We start from the raw sequence: 23,077 nt of genomic DNA, 5'->3' as shown, positions 1-23,077 counted from the left end.
GTGTTAATGGAGGCATAACTTATGGCATACGATTTTGAAAAAGAAAAAAGGGAAGCAATGGAAGCTGGTAACCGCGCATTACATAGTCTGAGAGAAGCACAGACCAATCTGGACAGCGCACGGAGCTGGGGATTGTGGGATATGTTTGGCGGTGGAACAATCACAAGTCTGATTAAAAGCTCTAGGATGGATCGTGCAAAGCAGAATATGGAGCAGGCAAAATACGATCTTCGGTCATTCAGTAAAGAATTAAATGATGTGAGCATGGTGATTAATCTGGATATTGAGACAGGCGATTTTCTCTCATTTGCAGACTGGTTCTTTGATAATTTCTTTGTGGACTGGATGGTGCAGGACAGGATCAATAAAGCAAGGGATCAGGTAAGAGATGCTATCTGGAAAGTCGAAAATGTAATGCGAGAGCTGGAGAGATATTAGTACCAGACAGATAAAGAACTAGTCAGGATAGGAATACCGCACTATTTGGGAAATGCAAATGGACTATATATGTGCACAATAGAATATATATAATATAGTATGACAACAACATGTTTAATATATTTAGAGAGCACGCAAACCCTGATAAATCAAGGCTTGCGGGGGACAACTACCGCAGAATTCGGGAATGATGACCGCAGTATATGGGAAGGGCTACCGCAGTTTATGGAGATGGTAACCGCAGTTTTCGGACATGGCTACAACGAAAATTGGGAAAGGTAGCCGCAGTTTATGGGTAGTAGTTGAAACATAACAGGTTGAATCATTTAATAATAATAAGGAATTACCCAAAAAGCGCGGTAACCAACAGTAGAGAAAGTTGGTTACCGCTTTTTTTGGACATGTCAGTCCCAATTATTCCCAAAAAGTGCGGTAGTTATACCCAAAAAGTGCGGCAGGATTGACAGAAATGGTCGGATAGTGTAGAATTCAAAACAGTATATAGATAGATTAATGAGGATACCAGAGAAGCGGTAGCCGTTTTTTAAAGTAAGGATACCCAAAAAGCGCGGTAACCATTTTTAAAGGCAAGGATACCCAAAAAGTGCGGTAGCCATTTTTAAAGGCAAGGATACCCAAAAAGTGCGGTAGCCGTTTTTAAAAGCAAGGATACCCAAAAAGTGCGGTAGCCATTTTTAAAAGTAAGGATACCCAAAAAGTGCGGTAGCCATTTTTAAAGAGAGGGATACCCAAAAAGTGCGGTAGCTATTGTAAGGGGAGCAATTCAAAAGATTAATTAAGGGTTTGGAGGAGTTATGGGACGAAAAGCAATTGAAAAGAGGGATAACCAGCTCATCATCAATATTGATGAGATTGAGAGAGAGCAACAGGCACTGATGCTGACAAAATCGAATGATCTGATTCATGCGAAGTTCAATGCATCTTTATTTGTACAGAAACTGTTGAATTTCTCGCTGGCGTCTATTGCGAAGCAGCCGAATGGGGAGATATCCAGCGCAGTGCGAGTGGCAGACCTGCGGAATGCGATGGATCTGTCCGGACACAGCATTTATACGGCAGTGTCGGCAGCGGTGGAACCAATATTGAATTTTAAGATTATTAAGTACGATGATGCGGCAGAAAAAATTATTGGATTGAATATTGTGACCGACTGTTATTATTCGGACGGTATATTGTATACGACATTTAACCGTAAGATTGAAGCAGATGTGATTAATATCCAGAAGAAATTTACCCGCAATAATGTCTATTTTTTGTGCAAATTTAAATCGGCATATTCATTGCGCCTGTATGAGCTCTTGTCTACGCAGAGATGGGTATTGCAGAAGAGTAAGAAAAAGATTGTGTCAGTGATATATTCTCTGGGTGAACTGCGTTTTGAGATGGGTACGATCGATCCTAATGACAGCGAAGTGCAGAAGGCAATGCGCAGGAATATGGATTGGAATATCATCGCAGAAGAAGTGGCAGCGAATCGGACACAGAAGCGGTGGGATGATTTTAAGAGGCGTATTCTGGTGGTTGCGCAGAAAGAAATTAATAATGCTGACTATTCGGATATTGGGTTTGATTTCGAACCGGTCAAAAGTGGGAAAAGCAATAAAGTTACATCGGTGAAGTTCCACATTTATCTGAAGAATCCGCCGGAATATAATGATCAGATGATTCCGGAGGAGGAGATTGACGCAGTAGATGTACGTCTGGTATCGGATATTAAGAATGCATTTCCGTCATATCCGTTGCGTGAGGAAGATCTGATCGCGGTAGTGCGGGCAGCCGGCAATGACCGTGACAGGGTAAGAAAGGCAATTGATATTGTTAATATTCAGAAGAAGCCGATTAAGAATCTGATCGGATTCCTGGTGGCTGCTATTCAGGAGTGCTGGGATCAGGATGAGAATATTCCTTATATCGTAGATCAGGATTATGAGTGTACCCAGCAGACAATCTTTGATTACAATGAACATGAGGAAGAGCATCAGAGATTGAATGAACTGGTGAAAAAGTATCTGGCTAATGATATTGCGGAAACAGATATCAAGATGGAAGACCGTTCTGTGGTAAAGGCTATGGCCAATGCTTCAAAAAAGGTCGAAAAAATGAAAAACCGTGATATTATGTGATGTAAAGGAACCGGAGGGGATATATGTCCAGAGGAGCTAATCAGAAATTTAAGATATACCGTCTTGCCCAGATTATGCTGGAGCGAACGGATGAGGAGCATTATCTTACGATGCCTGAGATTATAGCGGCGTTGAAGGAATATGATATTCCGGCTGACCGTAAGAGTCTTTATGCAGATCTGAAAGATCTGGAGATTCTTGGGATAGAGGTAGAAGGAGCACAGATTGGACATAGATATCGGTATCATGTCCTGAATCATCCGTTTGAACTGCCGGAGTTAAAGCTGTTGGTAGATGCGATCCAGTCTTCTAAATTTATTACCGAGAGAAAATCGAATGCACTGATCAAGAAGTTGGAAAAGCTGGTCAGCAAGTACGATGCGATGAAGTTGCAGAGACAGGTGTATGTGTCTGGCAGGATCAAGACGATGAATGAAAGTATTTATTATACGGTAGATGCGATTCATAATGCGATAGCGCAGAATAAGAAGATACGGTTTCAGTATTTTCAGTGGAATGTGAAGAAGGAGATGGAGCTGCGCCACGGAGGTGCATATTACCATATCAGTCCTTGGGGGCTGTCATGGGATGATGAAAATTATTATCTAATTGGATATGATTCGGATGCAGAACAGATACGACATTATCGTGTAGATAAGATGCTCCGCATCCAGATGTCGAAAGAAGATCGGGAAGGCAGAGAGCATTTTAAAAAATTAGATATGGCGGATTATGCAAGGAAGAGCTTTGGCATGTTTCGCGGGGAAGAACAGCAGGTGAAGCTTTTGGTGAATAACCGGATGGCGGGAGTTATTATTGACAGATTTGGTAAAGAGGTCATGATGATTCCGGCAGATGCAGATCATTTTAGGGTCAGCGTCGATGTACATGTAAGTCCACAGTTTTTAAGCTGGATCATTTCTCTTGGTGACGACGTGAAAATAATCGGGCCGGAAGATGTAGCAGAGCGGATGAGAGAAGAAATCAGGAGGCTTAGCAGACAGTATGGGGAATAGTGCAGGTAAGGAGAGAATATTCGATGGAAGAGTATGAGAAAATTCAGCTACCGTGGTCAGATTGGAAAATTATAAAATATCTCAGAGGCAGTGCAGATACGAAAGTGTATGAGATTGAAAGAAATGTATCTGAAAAGCTGGAAAAAGGAGCACTTAAAATTATATCTGGATCTGCAAGTGAAGTTGAGAGTTACGTGCAACAATTCAGAGTTATGGAAGAAATGCAAGGGCAGTCAAATATTGTCAGTTATGATGAACTCACAGTTGTTCCTCACGAAGATGGAGTGGGAGGGGATGTTTTTATCAGAATGGAACTTTTGACTTCGCTGCCGCAGCGTTTAAAGAAAGATTATTTTGATGAGAATGTCATTAAATTAGGAGTAGATATATCCAACGCATTGATATTGTGTGAAAAAGAACATATTATTCATGGAAATATTAAGCCGTCCAACATTCTGGTATCGAAGGATGAAGAGTATAAACTGAGCGATTTTGGTATACTTAAAAATGCGGATATTACAGCATCAGAGAAGCAGAAGACAGGAATGGAATACCAAGCGCCGGAAGTGCTGCGGGGCGAACAATATGGACATACAGCGGATATATATTCTCTGGGAATGGTAATGTATTGGCTTTTAAATAATCAGACATTACCACGCAGAGATGAAAAACTGCAGCCGCCTACCATTGGAAGCGAAAAGCTAAAAGAAATTGTAATGAAAGCTTGCGAGAGCCGTCCAGAAGATCGATATGCATCAGCGCAGGAGTTATATGATGCATTGAGTGCCTTAAAAAATAAGCGTATCATGACCATGTTTGGCGTTATATGGTCTACCTTAGCAGGTATAGCGTATGGAGTGGGTGCTATATTCGGAGACGAGATAGGTTCCGTAATATTATTTGCTATACTGGCATTTAGTGAATTATATTCCGTATATTATAATTTTTCACGAGAAAGAGAAAAGTCTGTAAGCATGGATCAAAAGATTTATGTACCCAAGCTATTTGCAGATTTTCTTCTATGCGCAATGCCATTTATTTTGGTTATGGTCCTTAATATGGACCTGGAAAGCATAGCTCCATGGCTGGCCTACACGGTGTATATATTATTTTCACTGGCTATACCAATTCTTGTGACGCGTATCGTTCGGTCATGGATGTGGACGAAAGAATAATTATTCATTGAGCAGATACTCATAAATAGCTTCTGCACATCCGCCGTGATCATTGTCGGCAACGACTACATTGCTGAGTTCTTTGATATGTGGACGGGCATTTCCCATAGCCACGGACAGACCGGCAGTTTTGAGAATTTCCATATCGTTATCAGAGTCGCCGACGGCAATGGTGTGTTCCACCGGAATGGACAGATACTGACAGAGTTTTAAGAGGCCTGAGCCTTTGGATACATTCTTTGGAGAAAGTTCCAGAGAGGTGTCCTCGGCGCGGGCCATTTCTAATGGCAGGTTCGAGAGTGCCTGCACAAAGTATTCGCGCAGTTCCGGTGTAGCAGAGAAGAGGTTCAGCTTTTCTACCGGAAAATGTTTCTTGTTATAAGAAGCAACTACATCATCCAGCAGAGTTCCTGTCTGCAGAAAGATATCCTGATACTGTCCGATACAGAAGTCTGCCATGCGCATCACATAGCTTCTGGTAGCAAGATTCTGGCCGTTACTTGCTATGTAGATCATTGCCTTTTCAGGAGATGCGGTGTCTATGATCTCGCGGACGGCAGATGGTTCAATCTGTTCGGAGTGAATGATCTGGTCTGTGTTCGTATCGACCAGAAGTGCTCCGCTTTCGCAGATAAAATAGCGGACATGTTTAAGCATCTGGCGGTAATCTTTTAATTCGGACAAAGAACGTCCGGTAGAGAGGATTACTGTTTTTCCGGCATTTACGGCGGCATCTATTGCGTCAAGACTATCCTGTGTAATCTGATGGTTAGAGTCTAATAAGGTTCCATCCATATCAAAAGCAATTAAATCATATCTATTCATGAAAATAAGTCCCTTTCATTTTTAACTTCTTAATATGGTAACATTGGAAAATTGAAATGTAAATAGATATATAGAAAAGAGGAAACTGGCTCAACTTGTGTATTTGACATATATCGGGTATAATGATTGGATAATTGGGAAAAAGACGGGGAGGAACCGGATGAAAAGAATGATAAGGCTGATAGCAGTAGTGTCAGCGGTAAGCCTGATTGGAACATTTACCTCAGGCAGTATGAGACAGGTCAGGGCATCTGAGGCAGGAGCATCACAGAATGAGAGTAATGAGAAGCCTGAAAGTGAAATGACCGAAGAGGAAAAAGCGGCAAAGGCAGAGAAGGAAGCCAGAGAGAAAGCATTGAAAGAAGCCTACGAACTTCCGGTGCAGACCAATGAGATCAAGAACTGGCCGGAAGGCCCCGGGACTTATGGAGATTCTGCGATCGTGATGGATGCAGACAGCGGAGCAATCCTCTATGCTAAGAATATAGATAAGAAAGAATATCCGGCAAGTATTACCAAAGTCCTGACTGCATTACTTGCATTTCAGTATGGAAATATGGAGGATACAGTGACTATTTCAGATCACGCATTATCCTGTCTTGGATCTGGCTATGCCTCGATCGGGCTGAAGGCAGGAGATAAGATTAGCATGGAGCAGGCATTGTATGCGACACTTCTGGCATCGGCGAATGAAGCAGCATGTGCAGTGGGGGAGACTGTTGCTGCAGAGCATGATCAGGATTATGACTGGTTCATCCGACAGATGAATACAACATGTAAGAATCTCGGAGGGACGAATTCTAATTTTACCAACACCAATGGAGTATATGATGAAAATCATTATACCTGTGCCAGAGACATGGCGCTGATAGGGAAAGCATTGTTTGATTATCCGGAATTCTTTACCATTTGTCAGACGGAACAATATGCAATTCCGGCATCGGATACGGTTGAAGAACATATCTTTCAGCAGAAGCACCATATGCTGATAAAAGATAATAAAGATTATTATGAATACGCAATTGCCGGTAAGACAGGATATACAACCGAGGCAGAAAATACATTGATCACACTGGCAGATAACGGTGAAAGACGGTTGGTGTGTGTGGTAATGAGAACCTATGGGGGACATACGTATTCAGACACAAGAGCACTTCTGGAGTATGGATTTCAGAATTTCAGAAATGTAGATATTGCAGAGAATGAGAAAAAGGACACATATGACGCGCTGGAACATGGTGCGTGTGTAGTGCTTCCTGAAGAGGTGGATTTTGATAAGCTGAAATGCAAAGTTGAGATTCATGAAGGCAGTAAGAGAGAGGGAACAGCTACCTATTATTATAAGGACAATCCGGTTGGCAGCTGTGAAGTAACTGTGGCGAAGGACTATAAACAAAAAGAGATTGCATTTTCAGAGTCAGATAAAAAATCGATAGACTATAAACGGATTGTATTGATCTGCACAGTTGGTGTAGTGATACTAATGGGTATTGGCTCGATTATAGCAGGAATCATCCGGAAACGTAAGAGAAGAAAACGCAGGAAAAGGCTTAGAAAAAGAGCATAGGAAAAGACAGAAAACCCCTTGACGAATGCTGAGATTTTCTACTATAATATCAGCGTATGTAAAAAACTTTGACGAAGACAGTAGGATACTTTGGAAAGGCAAAGCGAATCGGGGGTGGTGAGAGCCCGGTGCGACTAGATTGTATCTGAATATCACTTCCGAGTTCCGTTGATCGAAAGAAGAATGACAGATGGATGCCAGATCCGGTAGATTGCGGCGGTATTGCTCCCGTTACAGGGCAGACATATCAGAGAAGTATGTTTAGGTGGTTACAAACGAGGTTATAGAGCTTTCGTCCTATTCAGGATGGGAGCTTTTTCTATTGCAGGATAGTTACTGCAGATCATACAAAACGCACTTCAAACTATTATTAAGGAGGAAGATTATGTACAAGAAAGTGTCTACCGATCTCAAGTTTGTAGATCGTGAAAAAGAGACTGAGAAGTTCTGGGAAGAAAATCATATTTTTGAAAAGAGTATGGAAAATCGTAAAGAGGGAGAGACCTATACATTCTATGATGGACCTCCGACGGCCAATGGTAAACCGCATATCGGTCATGTACTGACTCGTGTTATCAAAGATATGATTCCGAGATATCGTACTATGAAAGGATATATGGTACCTCGTAAGGCAGGATGGGATACGCACGGACTGCCGGTTGAACTGGAAGTTGAAAAGCTCTTGGGCTTGGATGGAAAGGATCAGATCGAAGAGTATGGTCTGGAGCCGTTCATTAACAAATGTAAAGAGAGTGTCTGGAAATATAAAGGAATGTGGGAAGATTTCTCAAGCACCGTAGGTTTCTGGGCAGATATGGATAATCCATATGTTACTTATGATAATAACTTTATCGAGTCTGAGTGGTGGGCTTTGAAGAAGATCTGGGATAAAGGACTTCTTTATAAGGGATTCAAGATTGTACCTTACTGTCCTCGCTGCGGAACTCCGCTGTCAGCTCAGGAAGTAGCGCAGGGATACAAAGATGTAAAAGAGCGTTCAGCAATTGTTCGCTTTAAGGTAAAAGGTGAGGATACTTATTTCCTGGCATGGACAACTACACCTTGGACATTACCGTCTAATATCGGTCTTTGTGTGAATCCGGAAGAAGAATATGCTAAAGTAAAATGTGTAGACGGATATACCTATTATATGGCATCTGCACTTCTGGATACTGTACTTGGCAAGCTCGCTGAAGATGGCAAGCCGGCATACGAGGTACTGGAGACTTACAAAGGAAAAGATCTGGAATACAAAGAATATGAGCCGTTATATCAGTGTGCAGCAGACTGCGCAGCAAAACAGAACAAGAAATGTTTCTTCGTTACATGTGATGATTATGTAACACTGACAGATGGTACCGGTGTTGTACACATTGCACCTGCATTTGGTGAAGATGATGCTAAGGTTGGACGTAAATATAACTTCCCATTTGTACAGTTAGTAGATGAAAAAGGTAACATGGGAGAGACAACTCCATTTGCCGGATTATTTGTTAAGAAAGCTGACCCGGAAGTCCTGAAAGATCTGGACGGAAGAGGACTTCTCTTTGACGCACCGAAGTTCGAGCATAGCTACCCGCACTGCTGGAGATGTGATACTCCGCTGATCTACTACGCAAGAGAGTCATGGTTCATCAAGATGACAGATGTGAAGGATGAACTGATCGCTAATAATAACACGATCAACTGGATCCCGGAAAGTATTGGTAAGGGACGGTTCGGAGACTGGCTTGAAAATGTACAGGACTGGGGCATCAGCCGTAACCGTTACTGGGGTACTCCGCTGAATATCTGGGAATGTGAATGCGGACATCAGCATTCAATCGGAAGTATCGAAGAGCTGAAGAGCATGTCTGATAACTGTCCGGATAATATCGAACTTCACCGTCCATACATCGATGAAGTGACCATTAAGTGTCCGAAGTGCGGTAAGCCAATGCACCGTGTACCGGAAGTAATTGATTGCTGGTTTGACAGTGGTTCTATGCCATTTGCACAGCATCATTATCCATTTGAGAATAAAGAACTGTTTGAACAGCAGTTCCCGGCACAGTTTATTTCAGAAGCCGTTGACCAGACTCGTGGATGGTTCTACTCACTGCTTGCAATTTCAACACTGATCTTCAACAAAGCACCATATGAGAACGTTATCGTTCTTGGACATGTGCAGGATGAAAATGGTCAGAAGATGAGTAAGTCTAAGGGTAATGCGGTAGATCCGTTTGATGCACTGGAGAAGTACGGTGCAGATGCGATCCGTTGGTATTTCTATGTCAATAGTGCACCATGGCTGCCGAACCGTTTCCATGGCAAGGCTGTAGTAGAAGGACAGAGAAAATTCATGGGTACTCTGTGGAATACTTATGCATTCTTTGTACTGTATGCGAACATCGATGAATTTGATGCTACCAAATATACACTGGATTATGAGAAATTATCCGTTATGGATAAATGGCTGCTGTCCAAGTTGAATAGTATGATTAAAGAGGTAGATTATGACCTCGGCAATTACCGCATCCCGGAAGCTGCGAGAGCATTGCAGGATTTCGTGGATGATATGAGTAATTGGTATGTAAGAAGAAGCCGTGAGCGTTTCTGGGCAAAAGGAATGGAGCAGGATAAGATCAATGCTTATATGACTCTGTATACTGCACTGGTAGAATGCAGCAAAGCAGCAGCTCCAATGATTCCATTTATGACAGAAGAGATTTACCAGAACCTGGTTAGAAGTATTGACGCTTCAGCTCCGGAAAGTATTCACCTGTGTGACTTCCCGGCTGTACACGAGAATCATATCGATACAGAACTGGAAAATAATATGGACGAAGTCCTGAAGCTGGTAGTAATGGGTCGTGCATGCCGTAACACAGCTAATATCAAGAACCGTCAGCCAATCGGTCAGATGTTTGTAAAGGCAGATAAGGTATTGCCGGAATTCTATCAGGATATTGTAAAAGACGAGCTGAATGTAAAAGCTGTAACATTTACACAGGATGTAAGAAGCTTTACTTCTTATTCATTCAAACCACAGCTTAAGACAGTCGGACCGAAATACGGTAAGATGCTTGGCGGCATTAAAGCGGTGCTTTCTTCGTTGGATGGCAACGCAGCAATGGATGAGCTGAATGCGACAGAGGCTCTGAAACTGGATGTAAATGGACAGGAGATTACTCTCTTCCGTGAAGACCTGCTGATTGAGACTGCTCAGATGGAAGGATATGTATCTGAAAATGATAACGGAATTACCGTAGTACTGGATACGAATCTGACACCGGAACTTCTGGAAGAAGGATTCGTAAGAGAAATCATCAGTAAGATTCAGACCATGCGTAAAGAAGCAGATTTCGAGGTAATGGATAAGATCACAGTAACTTATACAGGTACAGAGAAGGCTGAGAAGGTATTTGCAGACAATGCAGATATGATCGGAACTGAGACACTGGCAGTCAGCGTACAGAAAGCTGAACCTGCAGGATATGTCAAAGAGTGGAAGATCAACGGAGAAAATGTAACGCTTGGCGTAGCAAAAATGTAAAAGGACTGGGAATATATGAGTTTAAAAATTAGTAAGACAGAATTTAAAAAGGATGTAATGGACAACTGCAGAAGACTGTTCCGTAAGGAACTTGACGAGGCAACTCCGCAGGAGCAGTATCAGTCAGTATCTTATGCAGTAAAGGATATGATTGTTGAGAACTGGATCGCAACACAGAAACAGCTCACAAAGGATGATCCTAAGATTGTCTACTATATGTCCATGGAGTTCCTGATGGGTCGTGCACTGGGTAACAACCTGATCAATATGACGGCTTATGAGGATGTGAAGGAAGCTCTGGATGAACTGGGAATCGATCTGAACTTTGTAGAGGATCAGGAACCGGATCCGGCACTGGGCAACGGCGGTCTCGGCCGTCTGGCTGCCTGTTTCCTGGATTCTCTGGCATCTCTTGGATATGCTGCATATGGATGTGGTATTCGTTACCGTTATGGTATGTTCAAGCAGAAGATTGAGAATGGATATCAGGTAGAGAAGCCGGATAATTGGCTGAAATATGGTAATCCGTTTGAACTTCGCAGACCGGAATATGCCAAAGAGATTCGTTTCGGTGGCAATATCCGCGTAGAATATGATGATGAGACAGGAAAGACTCTGTTCAAACAGGAGAATTATGAGTCTGTACTGGCTGTTCCGTATGATTATCCGATCGTCGGATATGATAATAACCAGGTTAATACACTGCGTATCTGGGATGCAGAGCCGATCGTGGACTTCCAGCTGGATTCATTTGACAAGGGTGATTACCACAAAGCGGTAGAACAGCAGAACCTTGCTAAGACGATCGTAGAAGTGCTTTATCCAAATGATAATCACTATGCAGGTAAAGAGCTTCGTCTGAAACAGCAGTATTTCTTTGTATCTGCAAGTCTTCAGGCAGCAGTAGACAAATACATGAGAAATCATGACGATATCCGCAAGCTTTATGAGAAAGCAACCTTCCAGATGAATGATACGCATCCGACTGTTGCAGTTGCAGAGCTGATGCGTATCCTGCTGGATGATTACCACCTGGAATGGCAGGAGGCATGGGATGTTACAACGAAAGCATGTGCATATACCAACCATACAATTATGGCAGAAGCACTGGAGAAATGGCCGATCGACCTGTTCTCAAGACTGCTTCCGAGAATATATCAGATCATTCAGGAAATTGATCGTCGTTTCATCATCCAGGTAGAAGAGATGTATCCTGGCAATGAAGATAAGAAGAGAACAATGGGTATCTTGAGAGATGGTCAGGTGAGAATGGCAAATCTTGCAATCGTAGCTGGTTACTCTGTCAACGGTGTAGCAAGACTGCACACAGAGATTCTGAAGAAACGTGAACTGAAGGATTTCTATGAGATGATGCCTGAGAAATTCAACAACAAGACCAATGGTATCACTCAGAGACGTTTCCTGATGCACGGTAATCCGCTGCTTGCTTCCTGGGTAACTGAAAAGCTTGGTACAAAAGCATGGGCTACAGACCTGTCACTGATGTCCGGTCTGAAGAAATATGTAGATGACCCGAAGGCACAGCAGGAGTTCATGGATATTAAATACAAGAACAAAGAGCGTCTGGCAAAATACATCCTTGAGCATAATGGAATCGAAGTGGATCCGAGATCCATTTTCGATGTACAGGTAAAACGTCTGCACGAGTACAAACGTCAGCTTCTGAACATTATGCATGTAATGTACCTGTATAATAAGATTAAAGAGCATCCGGAACTGAGTTTCTATCCTCGTACATTTATCTTTGGAGCAAAAGCTTCTGCAGGATATATTCGTGCGAAAGAGATTATCAAGCTGATCAACTCTGTAGCAGATGTGATCAATAATGACCGCAGTATCAACGGTAAGATCAAGGTAGTATTTATCGAAGATTACCGCGTATCAAATGCAGAATGGATCTTCGCAGCAGCAGATGTCAGCGAGCAGATTTCAACTGCATCAAAGGAAGCATCCGGTACAGGTAATATGAAATTCATGCTGAATGGTGCTCCGACACTTGGAACCATGGATGGAGCCAATGTTGAGATCGTAGAAGAAGTAGGTTCTGAGAATGCATTTATCTTCGGAATGAGCTCTGATGAAGTTATGAATTACGAGAAGAATGGCGGATACAATCCTTACGAGATCTACAATAATGATGCAGATATCCGCAGAGTTGTAGACCAGTTGGTAGATGGCACATATGCAGATGGAGATACAGAGCGTTACCGCGATCTGTACAACAGTCTGTTGAATACAAATTGCAGCGACCGCGCAGATATGTATTTCATTCTGAAAGATTTCCGTTCTTACGCAGAAGCACAGGAGCGTGTAGAAGCAGCATACAAAGACAGAGAAGGATGGGCTAGAATGGCACTTCTGAATACTGCATGCTGTGGTAAGTTCTCTTCCGACAGAACAATTGAAGAGTACGCAAAAGAGATCTGGCATCTGCATAAGATTAAGGTTGAAGCATAATCGAATCAGACCATAAAAATCAGATACAGTGCTGAATAAAACAAAAGATCCTCTCATAGAATCCTATGGGAGGATTTTTTATGCTACAAAAATTAAAACGACTGGGTTCATATCTGATTATTATCGTGCTGTTACCGTATGTGATTACCGTATTTATGAATGGGCAGGCAGTTCCTGCATCCAAAACAGTAGATACCATGCAGGTGAAAGCAGAGCGTGACGGGAAAGAAATGGATGTGCCTTTAGAGGATTACTGTATCGGAAGGATGGCAAAAGAAATTCCGGTCTCGTATGAAAAAGAAGCACTGAGAGCACAGGCAGTTCTGGTGCGGACAACCGTATATACACAGATTAAGGATAATGGAAGTCAGACGGTATTCAATGATGGATACTGGACAAATGATGACATGCGTGAGCAGTGGGGATCTGGAAGCTATAGGAAGAATTATAACCGTCTGAAAAATGCATGGGATGACACGGAAGGACAAGTACTTATGTATGGAGAACAGCTTGCTTATGTACCGTACTGCCGGTTGACCAATGGCAATACAAGAGACGGCAAAGAGGTACTTGGGAGTGAGGATTATCCATATCTGAAAATTAAAGAGTGTCCATATGATATAGAATCCAGAGAACAGATTCAGACGAAGATCCTGGATGATATGGAAGTCAGCGTTACGGAAACGGATACAGCAGGATATGTGACTTCTGTGCAGGTGGGAGATGAGTCTATGAGCGGAGAGGAATTTCGTGAAAAATATAAGCTGGCATCCGGAAGTTTTGTACTTCAGAAATACGATGGGAAGCTAAGAGTGACTACACGGGGTGTAGGACATGGACTGGGGCTCAGTCAGTATTCGGCTAATAAAATGGCAAAAGATGGTAAAACATATGATGAAATTCTGGAATATTTTTTCGAAGGAACAGAATTAAAAGAAGTTGCAGATATTGTGAACAGTACTGAATAAGAAGCCCTGCTTCTGGCAAAAATATAGCCAGAGGTGATGAATATGAAGAAGAGGAAAAAGCCTTCGGCAAGAAGGCGTGCGTCTATAGGTATTGCGCTCTGTTTTGTAGCGGCGGTGGTAATCGCAGGAACTTATACACTGACGAATTATCGGAAATCCGGACAGCAGGATGAACAGGAGCAGCAGGCAGACAGCACGAAAAAAAAGGATAGTAATAGCAAGGTATCGGCAAAATCAGCAAATACAGACAAGCTGACGATAGATACTGAGAATCAGAATGACGAAAAACAGGATCAAAAGATGGAACAGAACAAGTCGGAAGAGGATAATCAGAGTACGGAAGGAACAGATCAGAGCGGTACAGGAAGTGTAGCGACATCTGGAAGTGGTACATCTTATCATTTTACCGAAGATAGTGAGCTGTTATGGCCGGTAGACGGACAGGTAATTATGAATTACAGCATGGATAAGACCGTGTATTTTTCCACATTGGATCAGTTCAAGTATAATCCGGCACTGATTATTTCCGGAGCAGAAGGAGATCAGGTGATCGCAGGAGCAGCGGGTATTGTCAAGTCGATCGATGTAACTGCACAGACTGGTACGACGGTTAATCTGGATCTGGGAAATGGATATGAACTATTGATCGGTCAACTGAAAGAGGTACCGCTGAATGTGGGAGATACCGTTGAAGCAAATACGGTAGTGGGCTATGTCAGCAAGCCGACCAAATACTATTCACTGGAGGGCTGTAATGTATATTATGCCATGAAGAAAGATGGACAGCCGGTGAATCCGACAGACTATATGGGAGAATAACAGAAAGCGGGAGATTTCGGAGAAATCTCCTGTTATTTTTATGTAAATGTCCAAATTTGTTCAAAAACGGACGATGTCAAAAAATAGAAAGCATTATATAATAAAAAGATAAAAACGGAAGGAGAGCTGAAGATGAAGAAGAAGACGTCGTTATTGGTATTTATCATTGCAGCTGTCATGGTATTTAGTCTATGGCCACAGCAGGTGAATGCCGCAGAGAATGCTGCCAGGACTGCAACGGCAGACAATGTAACTATAAATAACTGGCACGATGCAAATGCATTGGATGACAGTACAAAGAATGTGGGGCGTATATGGACGGACAAGTCTGTATCGGCAGGTGATGTGACTCTTACCAGCCGGGAAAAAGAGTCCGGCACAGCAACGATCAAGAAAGGTGCTGATTCAGATTTTCTGGTAGGCTTGTCTGCATTATCTTCGACTGCCAAGATTACAGGGCAGACTACAGTGCCGCTGGATATCGTACTGGTTCTTGATGTATCGGGAAGTATGGATGATCCGATGGGCAGTGCTGACAGAACCAAAAGAATAGATGCACTTAAAGTGGCAGTGAACAGTTTTATTGACGGTTCAGCAACTGTCAATGATCAAAGGGCAGATAAGAATAAGCAGAATCGTATCGCAGTTGTAAAGTTTGCCGGTGATAAGACGAGTAAAGTTGGAAATGACCAGTACAGGCAAAACTTATATTGGTATAATTATACGCAGGTTGTCAGTGGATATAAGGCTTACACAAGTGGAAATAAATCAGAATTGAAGACAAAAGTCAGTTCACTTCATTCAGCAGGCGCTACAGCAGCTGATTATGCGATGGATCTGACAAAGACGCTTGTGGATCAGAGTAAAACTGATGCGAATAATAACGCTGATAGAAAGAATGTCAAAAGAGTTGTTATATTTTTTACAGATGGAGAGCCGAATCACCAGTCTGGTTTTGTTGATGGTGTGGCTAACGATGCAATCACATCTGCAAAAACGATAAAAGCAGATGCAGATATTTACACCATTGGTATATTTAGCGGTGCGGATGTCAGCATTACCGGACATTCCGGAAGTGGATCATGGAGTGCTAAAGAAAAATTTAATGCATTTATGCATGGTCTGTCCAGCAATTATCCGGATGCGGAGACATATAAGAAGCTGGGAACCCGTGCGAAGGATAGTAAAGGTCAGGATGTGGCATATTACAAAGTAGCAACAAAAGCAGATGAACTGAAAAATATCTTTACTCAGATTGAAGATGAAATTATATCTTCTGCGCAGTCACCTACCCAGGTCGATCAGGGTGAGGATCCAAGTGATGCTGGATTCATTACTCTTACCGATCAGCTTGGCGATTATATGCAGGTGGATGACATCAATACCCTGGTGTACGCAAATCAATTGTATAAAAATCCGGATAAGACGGAAACTACTAAAGACGGTAAAACTGTTGTGACATATACCTTTAATCATAAGATTCCGGATACCAACCATGTATATCCGGAAGGCAATCTGGAAGATATTAAGATTACGGTAGAAAAGGCAGCCGGTGAAGACCAGCTTCAGACAGGAGATCTTGTTACGGTTAAAATTCCGGCCAATCTGATCCCACTCAGATATTATGAAGTTAAGAGTGATGGAAGCATGACTATAGATGAGACGTATCCGATGCGTCTGTTCTATGATGTGAGCCTTAAGGCAGGTGTAGAAGAGAAGCTTGCAAATCCGGATGCGCAGTTAAAAGCATATATTGACGCGAATAAAGATGAGAATCATCAGGTACATTTCTACAGCAATAAATATGATCAGAATCAGACAGGTGCAGAATCCGGTGGCGTAGGTGCATATGCGAAGTTTGAACCTGCAGAGACGAATGATTTTTACTATTTCCAGAATGATACAGTGCTCTATACGGATGAAGCATGTACCACTCCGGCAACAGGCAGTATTGATACTACCGGAGCAACGACATATTATTATCAGAGGAATTATTATGTATTGGGTGATGATGGGAAAGCAGTCAGCAGAACAAATACTGTAACCATTCCTGGCAACAGCAATCTGATGCTTGGAAATTATGCAACAAAGAATACTGGCGAAGAGTATTATATTCCGGCAGGAACACCGAGAACTACAAGTCTGACATATTTTGCAGAGGACAAAGCGGAAGGTGCTAATAAGACCAATACAGCATCAAAGTCCATCAATCCTGTATGGGATGAGAATTACAAAGGTGCACATATTACCACTTATCTTGGCAATAATGGCCGTCTGACAATCGGACTTCCGGATGAGCCAGTGACATTGACTGGAGATACAGCTCTTAAGGGAAGTAAAACATTTATTGGAAGAGATATGAAGGCAAATGAAGCATTTGAATTCACACTGACAGCGGCAGATGACGCTACCAAAACAGCTATACAGAATGAGAAAGTTAAGATAGCAGCAAATGGCAATAAAGCCATCGTAGCGGGAGCAAAAGACGGAGCTACAAAAGCATTCCAGTTTGGTGATGTGACATTTACAGAAGAGGGAACCTATACATTTAATATCAATGAAACAGTTCCTCAGACACAGGCAGGTGGAATGACATACGATAGTCATACTGCACAGGTGACGATAGTTGTGACACGTGATACTGAGAATATCGGAAAACTTAAAGCAGAGGTTACTTATAATAATAGATCTGCTTCTGATGTAACAGACAGGGCGGTATTTGCCAACCGCTATGATGCCTCCACAGAAGTTACGGGTGGAACAAAAGCAGATATTTCTGCAAAGAAAACATTGCATGGACGTAATCTGCGAGCTGGAGAATTTCAGTTTAAACTTACGACCAGACCGGCAGATGGAAGCAACGGTACAGTATTGCAGGAAAAGCAGAATGGAGCGGATGGAAGCATTGCATTTGACTCCATCAGCTATAAGACCTCGGATACAGCAGCCGGAGCAAGTGCAGTAGTACTTGATAAAGCAGTTGAGGCAGGTTATGCTGTGAAATCCACAGATGCTGACGGTAATACGGTATATACACTTAGCTATCGGATATATGAGGATACCGAAAACGGGACAAATTCAAATGGGATAAGTGTAGTAACAGAAACTTATGATTTTACCGTAACAGTGACAGATCATGGTAATGGTGTCCTGACAGCAGTTACCAATTATCCAAACGGACAGAATCAATTTGAATTTGTAAATCAGTACGGTACAGAACCTGTGCCGGTGGAAATTACAGGAAGCAAGACTCTGGCACATGATACCAGTCTGACACCAGCTGATATTACAGGCAAATTTACATTTACGCTGGAAGCGTTGACAGAGGGTGCACCGATGCCGGCGCAGACTACAGCAGTTAATGATGCAGCTGGAAATGTGGACTTTGGGAGAATCACATTTACAACAGATCTTCTTCAGGATGCAATAACAACTGACAGTGGAGTGAGAACCAAAGAGTTTGAATATAAGGTTACAGAATCTGGCAGTGCAGCAGGCGTGACCAATGATGCAAATGCGTCAATAGGCAAGATATTCAAACTTACTCTGACGGATGATGGTAACGGTAATCTTACCGTAACAAGAAATCCGGCAGATGGACCTCTGTTTAGCTTTACCAATACATATCGTGTCGCTGAGCTTCCATCCAGCATTACCGATCAGGTAAAAGTCAATAAGACACTGGAAGGCAGAACGCTGAAAGAAGGCGAATTTAACTTCGAACTGGTGGAAGATGGTAATGTTGTGGCAACAGGAAGTAATGACGCAGACGGCAATGTAGTATTCAGCAGTATTACATATACACAGCCGGGCAGCCATGTTTATACAGTTCGCGAAGTGAAAGGCGGCGAAACGGGTGTTACATATGATGATCATAGCTATCTGGTATATACACAGATAACCGATAATGGTGATGGAACTCTCGGAGTAACACATCAGGCGGTATCGTCTGAGGAAAATGATGAACTGATTCCTGCAGAAGGAAATACTGTGACTTTCAATAACATTTACAAGGCAGAACCGGCTACCGTGACGATTGAAGCGGTCAAGAAGCTGACCGGCAAAGAGTTGAAAGACGGTGAGTTTACATTCCAGTTAAAAGATGTCAACGGTAAAGTTATTGCTGAAGCAAAAAATGATGTATCTGGAAAAATCAAGTTCGAAAATCTGAAATTTGAGGATGAAGGTACATATGAATATACCGTGTCGGAAGTAAACGATAAGCAGACAGGCATTACATATGACGAGAGAGAATTCAAAGTTACAGTTAAGGTAAGTGATAACGGCGAGGGTACCCTTTCAGCAGAAACAGACAGTGACGATATCGTATTTACTAATAGTTACAAAGCACCGAAAGATGGTAAAACAACGGATACTCCAAAGAAGCCAGATAAAGCACGCAGAGGAGTGGCTACCGGAGACAACAGTCATATGGTACTTTATCTGGTTCTTATGATCGCAGCAGCGGCAGCAGTCAGCATGGTGATTATCAGAAGAAAGAGAAGATAAAAGTAATCATACCGGATTGGGGGATCTGGTATCAGAAATTGCAAAGGCTTACGGCTGGCAAATAGGCAGAAAGGTTGCGTATATACCGTAATATGGAGTATAGTTATCTCTGGAAATGATAAGAAATCGGGGAGATAACATGAAACGGAATTATACCTATATGGTAAAATGCAGTGACGGAACATTATACACTGGCTGGACAACGGATCTTGAGCATCGTGTGAAAGCGCATAATGACGGCGAGGGTGCGAAGTATACCCGCAGTCGCCGCCCGGTGGAACTGGTATATTACGAAGAATACGCAACCAAAGCCGAAGCCATGAAAAGGGAGTATTCAATAAAACAGCTTACAAGGAAACAGAAAGAGAAGCTGATAAAGAACAAAAATATGTGTACCATTTGACACATGAATGAAAAACAGTTATAATACATTTAACAAAAACAACTGGGAAAGATGGATGCAATCCATCCGCTCCAGGCAAATATTTAAGTAACTATAGAGATAGTCGTCCTATTCTTTGGCGGGAGCAGGACGGCTATTTTCTATGTGTATAATTCAGAATTGCTACGAGCAAGCTGTATGCGGTAAGTATGATCATAAATTCTTCGTATGTACTCATAGACACCACCTCTTCCGTGATACTCCGAAACAGATGGAAAGCTGTCCTTCTCAGTTGTGTCAAGAGTATAACATATAAGAAAAATAAATATAATACTTGAAATTATTGAATTTGTATGATAGCGTTGTTGTTAACAAAAGTTGACGAAAAACGCAATGCAAAGAGGAGAAAGTATGGATAAAGCAAGGAAGGAAATGTTAGCAGAAGCATCAAGTAATTATACGGAATCTATATTTGAGTCAATTAAGCATGTGAATGAATACGGAGTGGAATTCTGGTATGCGCGAGAATTACAGACAGCATTGGAGTATAAACAGTGGCGTAGATTTGAGAATATAATCAATAAGGCAAAGGATGCCTGCCAGAATAGTGGAAATGATGTTTCAGACCATTTTGCCAACGTCGGCAAAATGGTAGATATAGGATCAGGGGCAACGAGAACGCTGGAGGATTATGAACTCTCACGCTACGCCTGTTATCTTATAGTGCAGAATGGAGATTCCAGAAAAAAAGTAATTGCATTAGGTCAGACCTATTTTGCTGTGAAGACGAGACAGCAGGAATTAGCAGAGAAATTTGAAGATTTATCAGAAGATAAAAAGCGATTAGAGATACGAGGGGAGCTGGCAGTACATAACAAGTCTCTTGCAGAGACGGCACGTATGGCAGGAATTGAGAAACCAAAAGATTATGCTATTTTTCAGAATCGCGGCTATCAGGGGTTGTATGGAGGCTTAGGAGTAAAAGAAATCCATGAGCGAAAAGGATTGAAGAAGAGTCAGAAGATATTAGATCATATGGGAAGTACAGAACTGGCGGCGAATCTTTTTAGGGCGACTCAGACTAATGAAAAGTTAAAAAGAGAGCATATTGTCGGAAAGAATGAGGCTAATCAGATTCATTTTGAAGTAGGAAAGAAAGTAAGAGAAACGATTAAAGATATTGGCGGAACGATGCCGGAAGATCTTCCGACGCCAGATAAAAGTATCTTACAGATTAAAAAAGAATATGCTAAATTGGAAGATTCAGAAATGGAAATATGATAAAAGAGAAAACGCAAAAGGGATATCATACAACTCTTTTGCGTTTTCATTAAAATGATTAATTTAATGATGCCAGGGTCAAAAGGTCTAAATCCACATGAGCTCGCTCATAAGTGGATGAAAGACCTTGGGACCCGCCCCAATATGAGCCTAAAAGTGGGATGTTAATCCCACGATATGCGAATAATTGGGAGGATTGTGGGAGTGCATAGCACGGAACAATCCGCAGGCATCATAGTTGGGGCTTTTGACCCCAACATCATTTAATCGGATTATAAAACAAATGCATACATTACTACGAAATGACAGATGCTTCCGCCCATGACGAAGAGATGGAAAATCTCATGACTTCCGAAATCTTTATGTTTCATGTTGAAAATCGGAAGCTTTAATGCGTAGATAATGCCTCCGACTGTGTAGATTAAGCCACCAGCAAGAAGCCATCCGAAGGCTGCCGGTGACATGGAATTCAAAAGCTGAGTGAATGCAAGGACGCAGGTCCAGCCCATTCCAATATACAGTACAGAAGATACCCATTTCGGGCAGTATACCCAAAAAGCTTTAATCAAAATACCGGCAATAGCAATGCTCCAGACGATAGCCAACAGAATGATTCCAAGTCTTCCGCCAAGTACAAGTAGACAGATAGGTGTATAGCTTCCGGCAATTAATACAGAGATCATCATATGATCGATTTTTTTGAGAATTGTATTAACCTTTTCTGACCGGTCGAAAGTATGATAGGTCGTACTTGCTGCATATAATAAAATAAGGCTTGCTGCGTAGATTGCAATAGAGACAACGTAAATAGGACTTGGTTCATGCGTTGCTTTGATAATTAATGGAACAGCAGCAAATACCGCCATGAGCATTCCTATAAAATGAGTGATCGCACTTCCTGGATCTTTTACATGTTTTTTGATTGTGTCTGACATACGAATACCTCCTTGAAATATCTATATTTTGATAAGTAGTATTAAAAACTATATGTAGTATATATAGATATTATACCAAGGAGAAAGAAAAATCAAGGATGAAAAGAAAAAATGATCTATTTCATGGACGGGTGTCGCTAAGTCTATTAAAACGCCATGCCCATTCATAGACCTAACGGTCTATTTCATGGACGGCTGTCGCCCAATAAGTCTAAAATAAAAAATAGCTAGTAGTGAGCCATGCCAGTTCGAATCCGCTACGCTACTTCTCACTGACGGCTGTCGCCGTATAATCAGCTACGCCGAGCCAGCTCAAATCCGCTACGCTACTTTTCGCTGTTGGGCTGTCGCCCAATAAGTCTAAAATAAAAAATAGCTAGTAGTGCATAAATGCCCTCTAGCTATTTTTATTTTATCCTTACTCGGCTTGTAGCTTAGCCAAAGTATCTCTTTAACAATCCTTCGAATGCTTTGCCGTGACGAGCTTCGTCTCTTGCCATCTCGTGAACTGTGTCATGGATTGCATCGAGATTAGCAGCTTTTGCACGTTTCGCAAGATCGAATTTACCAGCGGTTGCGCCATTTTCAGCTTCTACTCTCATCTCGAGGTTCTTCTTTGTGCTGTCTGTTACAACTTCGCCAAGAAGCTCTGCAAATTTAGCAGCGTGTTCAGCTTCTTCGTAAGCTGCTTTCTCCCAGTACAGTCCGATCTCTGGATATCCTTCTCTGTGAGCCACTCTTGCCATTGCAAGGTACATACCTACTTCTGAACATTCACCAGTGAAGTTTGCTCTCAGGTCTTCCAGGATATCTTCGCTGACGCCCTGGGCTACACCTACCACATGTTCAGCAGCCCATGTTCTTCCTTCGCTCTGCTCAATGAACTTATCAGCACCTGCGTGACAGACTGGACATTCAGCCGGTGCAGCTTCTCCCTCGTAAACGTAACCACATACAGAACATACAAATTTTTTCATAACTTTTATCTCCTTTTCTTTAAAATAT

15 protein-coding genes are annotated in these 23,077 nt (G+C 42.1%); 12 read left to right on the top strand and 3 right to left on the bottom strand.

Translation table 11 applies throughout. The features are described from left to right. Positions 1-21: 21 nt before the first annotated feature. From DWZ93_RS13300 to DWZ93_RS13285, 4 genes are all read left to right on the top strand, one after another. On the top strand, positions 22-438 hold the full coding sequence (locus DWZ93_RS13300; RefSeq protein ID WP_118453225.1) for a hypothetical protein: 417 nt from the start codon (positions 22-24) through the stop codon (positions 436-438). An 815-nt stretch (positions 439-1,253) separates the two neighbouring features. After that, a complete protein-coding gene (locus DWZ93_RS13295; protein ID WP_118453224.1) occupies positions 1,254-2,582 on the top strand; it encodes a replication initiation protein in 1,329 nt (442 codons plus the stop codon). Between the two features lie 23 nt (positions 2,583-2,605). Further along, positions 2,606-3,598, top strand: a complete 993-nt coding sequence (locus DWZ93_RS13290) for a helix-turn-helix transcriptional regulator (RefSeq protein WP_118453223.1) — start codon at positions 2,606-2,608, stop codon at positions 3,596-3,598. A gap of 23 nt (positions 3,599-3,621) precedes the next feature. Next, entirely contained in the window at positions 3,622-4,773 is a 1,152-nt protein-coding gene (locus DWZ93_RS13285) for a protein kinase domain-containing protein (protein WP_118453222.1), read from the top strand. Here the strand turns inward: DWZ93_RS13285 and DWZ93_RS13280 are convergent, their stop codons facing one another. Further along, positions 4,774-5,598: a Cof-type HAD-IIB family hydrolase gene (locus DWZ93_RS13280; protein ID WP_118453221.1), complete on the bottom strand. Its 825-nt coding sequence runs from the start codon at positions 5,596-5,598 to the stop codon at positions 4,774-4,776. A 160-nt stretch (positions 5,599-5,758) separates the two neighbouring features. Between DWZ93_RS13280 and DWZ93_RS13275 the strand changes: the two genes are divergently transcribed. From DWZ93_RS13275 to dinD, 8 genes are all read left to right on the top strand, one after another. Then, complete coding sequence (locus DWZ93_RS13275) at positions 5,759-7,165, top strand: D-alanyl-D-alanine carboxypeptidase family protein (protein WP_118453220.1); 1,407 nt, start codon at positions 5,759-5,761, stop codon at positions 7,163-7,165. A 385-nt stretch (positions 7,166-7,550) separates the two neighbouring features. Continuing rightward, positions 7,551-10,700, top strand: coding sequence for an isoleucine--tRNA ligase (ileS, locus tag DWZ93_RS13270; RefSeq protein ID WP_118453219.1), 3,150 nt, complete (start codon positions 7,551-7,553; stop codon positions 10,698-10,700). A 15-nt stretch (positions 10,701-10,715) separates the two neighbouring features. Then, entirely contained in the window at positions 10,716-13,178 is a 2,463-nt protein-coding gene (locus tag DWZ93_RS13265) for a glycogen/starch/alpha-glucan phosphorylase (protein WP_118453218.1), read from the top strand. An 80-nt stretch (positions 13,179-13,258) separates the two neighbouring features. Then, positions 13,259-14,146, top strand: a complete 888-nt coding sequence (locus tag DWZ93_RS13260) for a SpoIID/LytB domain-containing protein (protein WP_118453217.1) — start codon at positions 13,259-13,261, stop codon at positions 14,144-14,146. 42 nt (positions 14,147-14,188) lie between these two features. Further along, complete coding sequence (locus tag DWZ93_RS13255) at positions 14,189-14,965, top strand: M23 family metallopeptidase (protein WP_118453216.1); 777 nt, start codon at positions 14,189-14,191, stop codon at positions 14,963-14,965. Between the two features lie 132 nt (positions 14,966-15,097). After that, complete coding sequence (locus DWZ93_RS13250; RefSeq protein ID WP_118453215.1) at positions 15,098-19,474, top strand: Spy0128 family protein; 4,377 nt, start codon at positions 15,098-15,100, stop codon at positions 19,472-19,474. Positions 19,475-19,613: 139 nt separating this feature from the next. After that, positions 19,614-19,877 (top strand): GIY-YIG nuclease family protein, encoded by a 264-nt coding sequence (locus DWZ93_RS13245; protein WP_199665957.1) that lies wholly within the window; start codon positions 19,614-19,616, stop codon positions 19,875-19,877. Between the two features lie 390 nt (positions 19,878-20,267). Next, on the top strand, positions 20,268-21,137 hold the full coding sequence (gene dinD, locus DWZ93_RS13240; protein WP_243061297.1) for a DNA damage-inducible protein D: 870 nt from the start codon (positions 20,268-20,270) through the stop codon (positions 21,135-21,137). A gap of 272 nt (positions 21,138-21,409) precedes the next feature. Here dinD and trhA read toward each other — a convergent pair whose 3' ends face one another. Both trhA and DWZ93_RS13230 read right to left on the bottom strand, forming a co-directional pair. Beyond that, a complete protein-coding gene (trhA, locus tag DWZ93_RS13235; protein ID WP_118453213.1) occupies positions 21,410-22,072 on the bottom strand; it encodes a PAQR family membrane homeostasis protein TrhA in 663 nt (220 codons plus the stop codon). A 434-nt stretch (positions 22,073-22,506) separates the two neighbouring features. Next, positions 22,507-23,049, bottom strand: a complete 543-nt coding sequence (locus DWZ93_RS13230) for an NADH peroxidase (RefSeq protein WP_118384565.1) — start codon at positions 23,047-23,049, stop codon at positions 22,507-22,509. Between the last annotated feature and the right edge of the window lie 28 nt (positions 23,050-23,077).

The organism is Dorea sp. AF36-15AT (genome assembly GCF_003477705.1).
Lineage (GTDB): Bacteria > Bacillota > Clostridia > Lachnospirales > Lachnospiraceae > Claveliimonas > Claveliimonas ammoniilytica.
The sequence above is the reverse complement of the archived record's forward strand: the minus strand, read 5'-3'. Positions and strand labels throughout refer to the sequence as shown.

Excerpts from the sequence above, each read along its gene's own strand:
- DWZ93_RS13300 (WP_118453225.1), top strand. The coding sequence starts at position 22 with ATGGCATACGATTTTGAAAAAGAAAAAAGGGAAGCAATGGAAGCTGGT.
- DWZ93_RS13295 (WP_118453224.1), top strand. The coding sequence starts at position 1,254 with ATGGGACGAAAAGCAATTGAAAAGAGGGATAACCAGCTCATCATCAAT.
- DWZ93_RS13290 (WP_118453223.1), top strand. The coding sequence starts at position 2,606 with ATGTCCAGAGGAGCTAATCAGAAATTTAAGATATACCGTCTTGCCCAG.
- DWZ93_RS13285 (WP_118453222.1), top strand. The coding sequence starts at position 3,622 with ATGGAAGAGTATGAGAAAATTCAGCTACCGTGGTCAGATTGGAAAATT.
- DWZ93_RS13280 (WP_118453221.1), bottom strand. The coding sequence starts at position 5,598 with ATGAATAGATATGATTTAATTGCTTTTGATATGGATGGAACCTTATTA.
- DWZ93_RS13275 (WP_118453220.1), top strand. The coding sequence starts at position 5,759 with ATGAAAAGAATGATAAGGCTGATAGCAGTAGTGTCAGCGGTAAGCCTG.
- ileS (WP_118453219.1), top strand. The coding sequence starts at position 7,551 with ATGTACAAGAAAGTGTCTACCGATCTCAAGTTTGTAGATCGTGAAAAA.
- DWZ93_RS13265 (WP_118453218.1), top strand. The coding sequence starts at position 10,716 with ATGAGTTTAAAAATTAGTAAGACAGAATTTAAAAAGGATGTAATGGAC.
- DWZ93_RS13260 (WP_118453217.1), top strand. The coding sequence starts at position 13,259 with ATGCTACAAAAATTAAAACGACTGGGTTCATATCTGATTATTATCGTG.
- DWZ93_RS13255 (WP_118453216.1), top strand. The coding sequence starts at position 14,189 with ATGAAGAAGAGGAAAAAGCCTTCGGCAAGAAGGCGTGCGTCTATAGGT.
- DWZ93_RS13250 (WP_118453215.1), top strand. The coding sequence starts at position 15,098 with ATGAAGAAGAAGACGTCGTTATTGGTATTTATCATTGCAGCTGTCATG.
- DWZ93_RS13245 (WP_199665957.1), top strand. The coding sequence starts at position 19,614 with ATGAAACGGAATTATACCTATATGGTAAAATGCAGTGACGGAACATTA.
- dinD (WP_243061297.1), top strand. The coding sequence starts at position 20,268 with ATGGATAAAGCAAGGAAGGAAATGTTAGCAGAAGCATCAAGTAATTAT.
- trhA (WP_118453213.1), bottom strand. The coding sequence starts at position 22,072 with ATGTCAGACACAATCAAAAAACATGTAAAAGATCCAGGAAGTGCGATC.
- DWZ93_RS13230 (WP_118384565.1), bottom strand. The coding sequence starts at position 23,049 with ATGAAAAAATTTGTATGTTCTGTATGTGGTTACGTTTACGAGGGAGAA.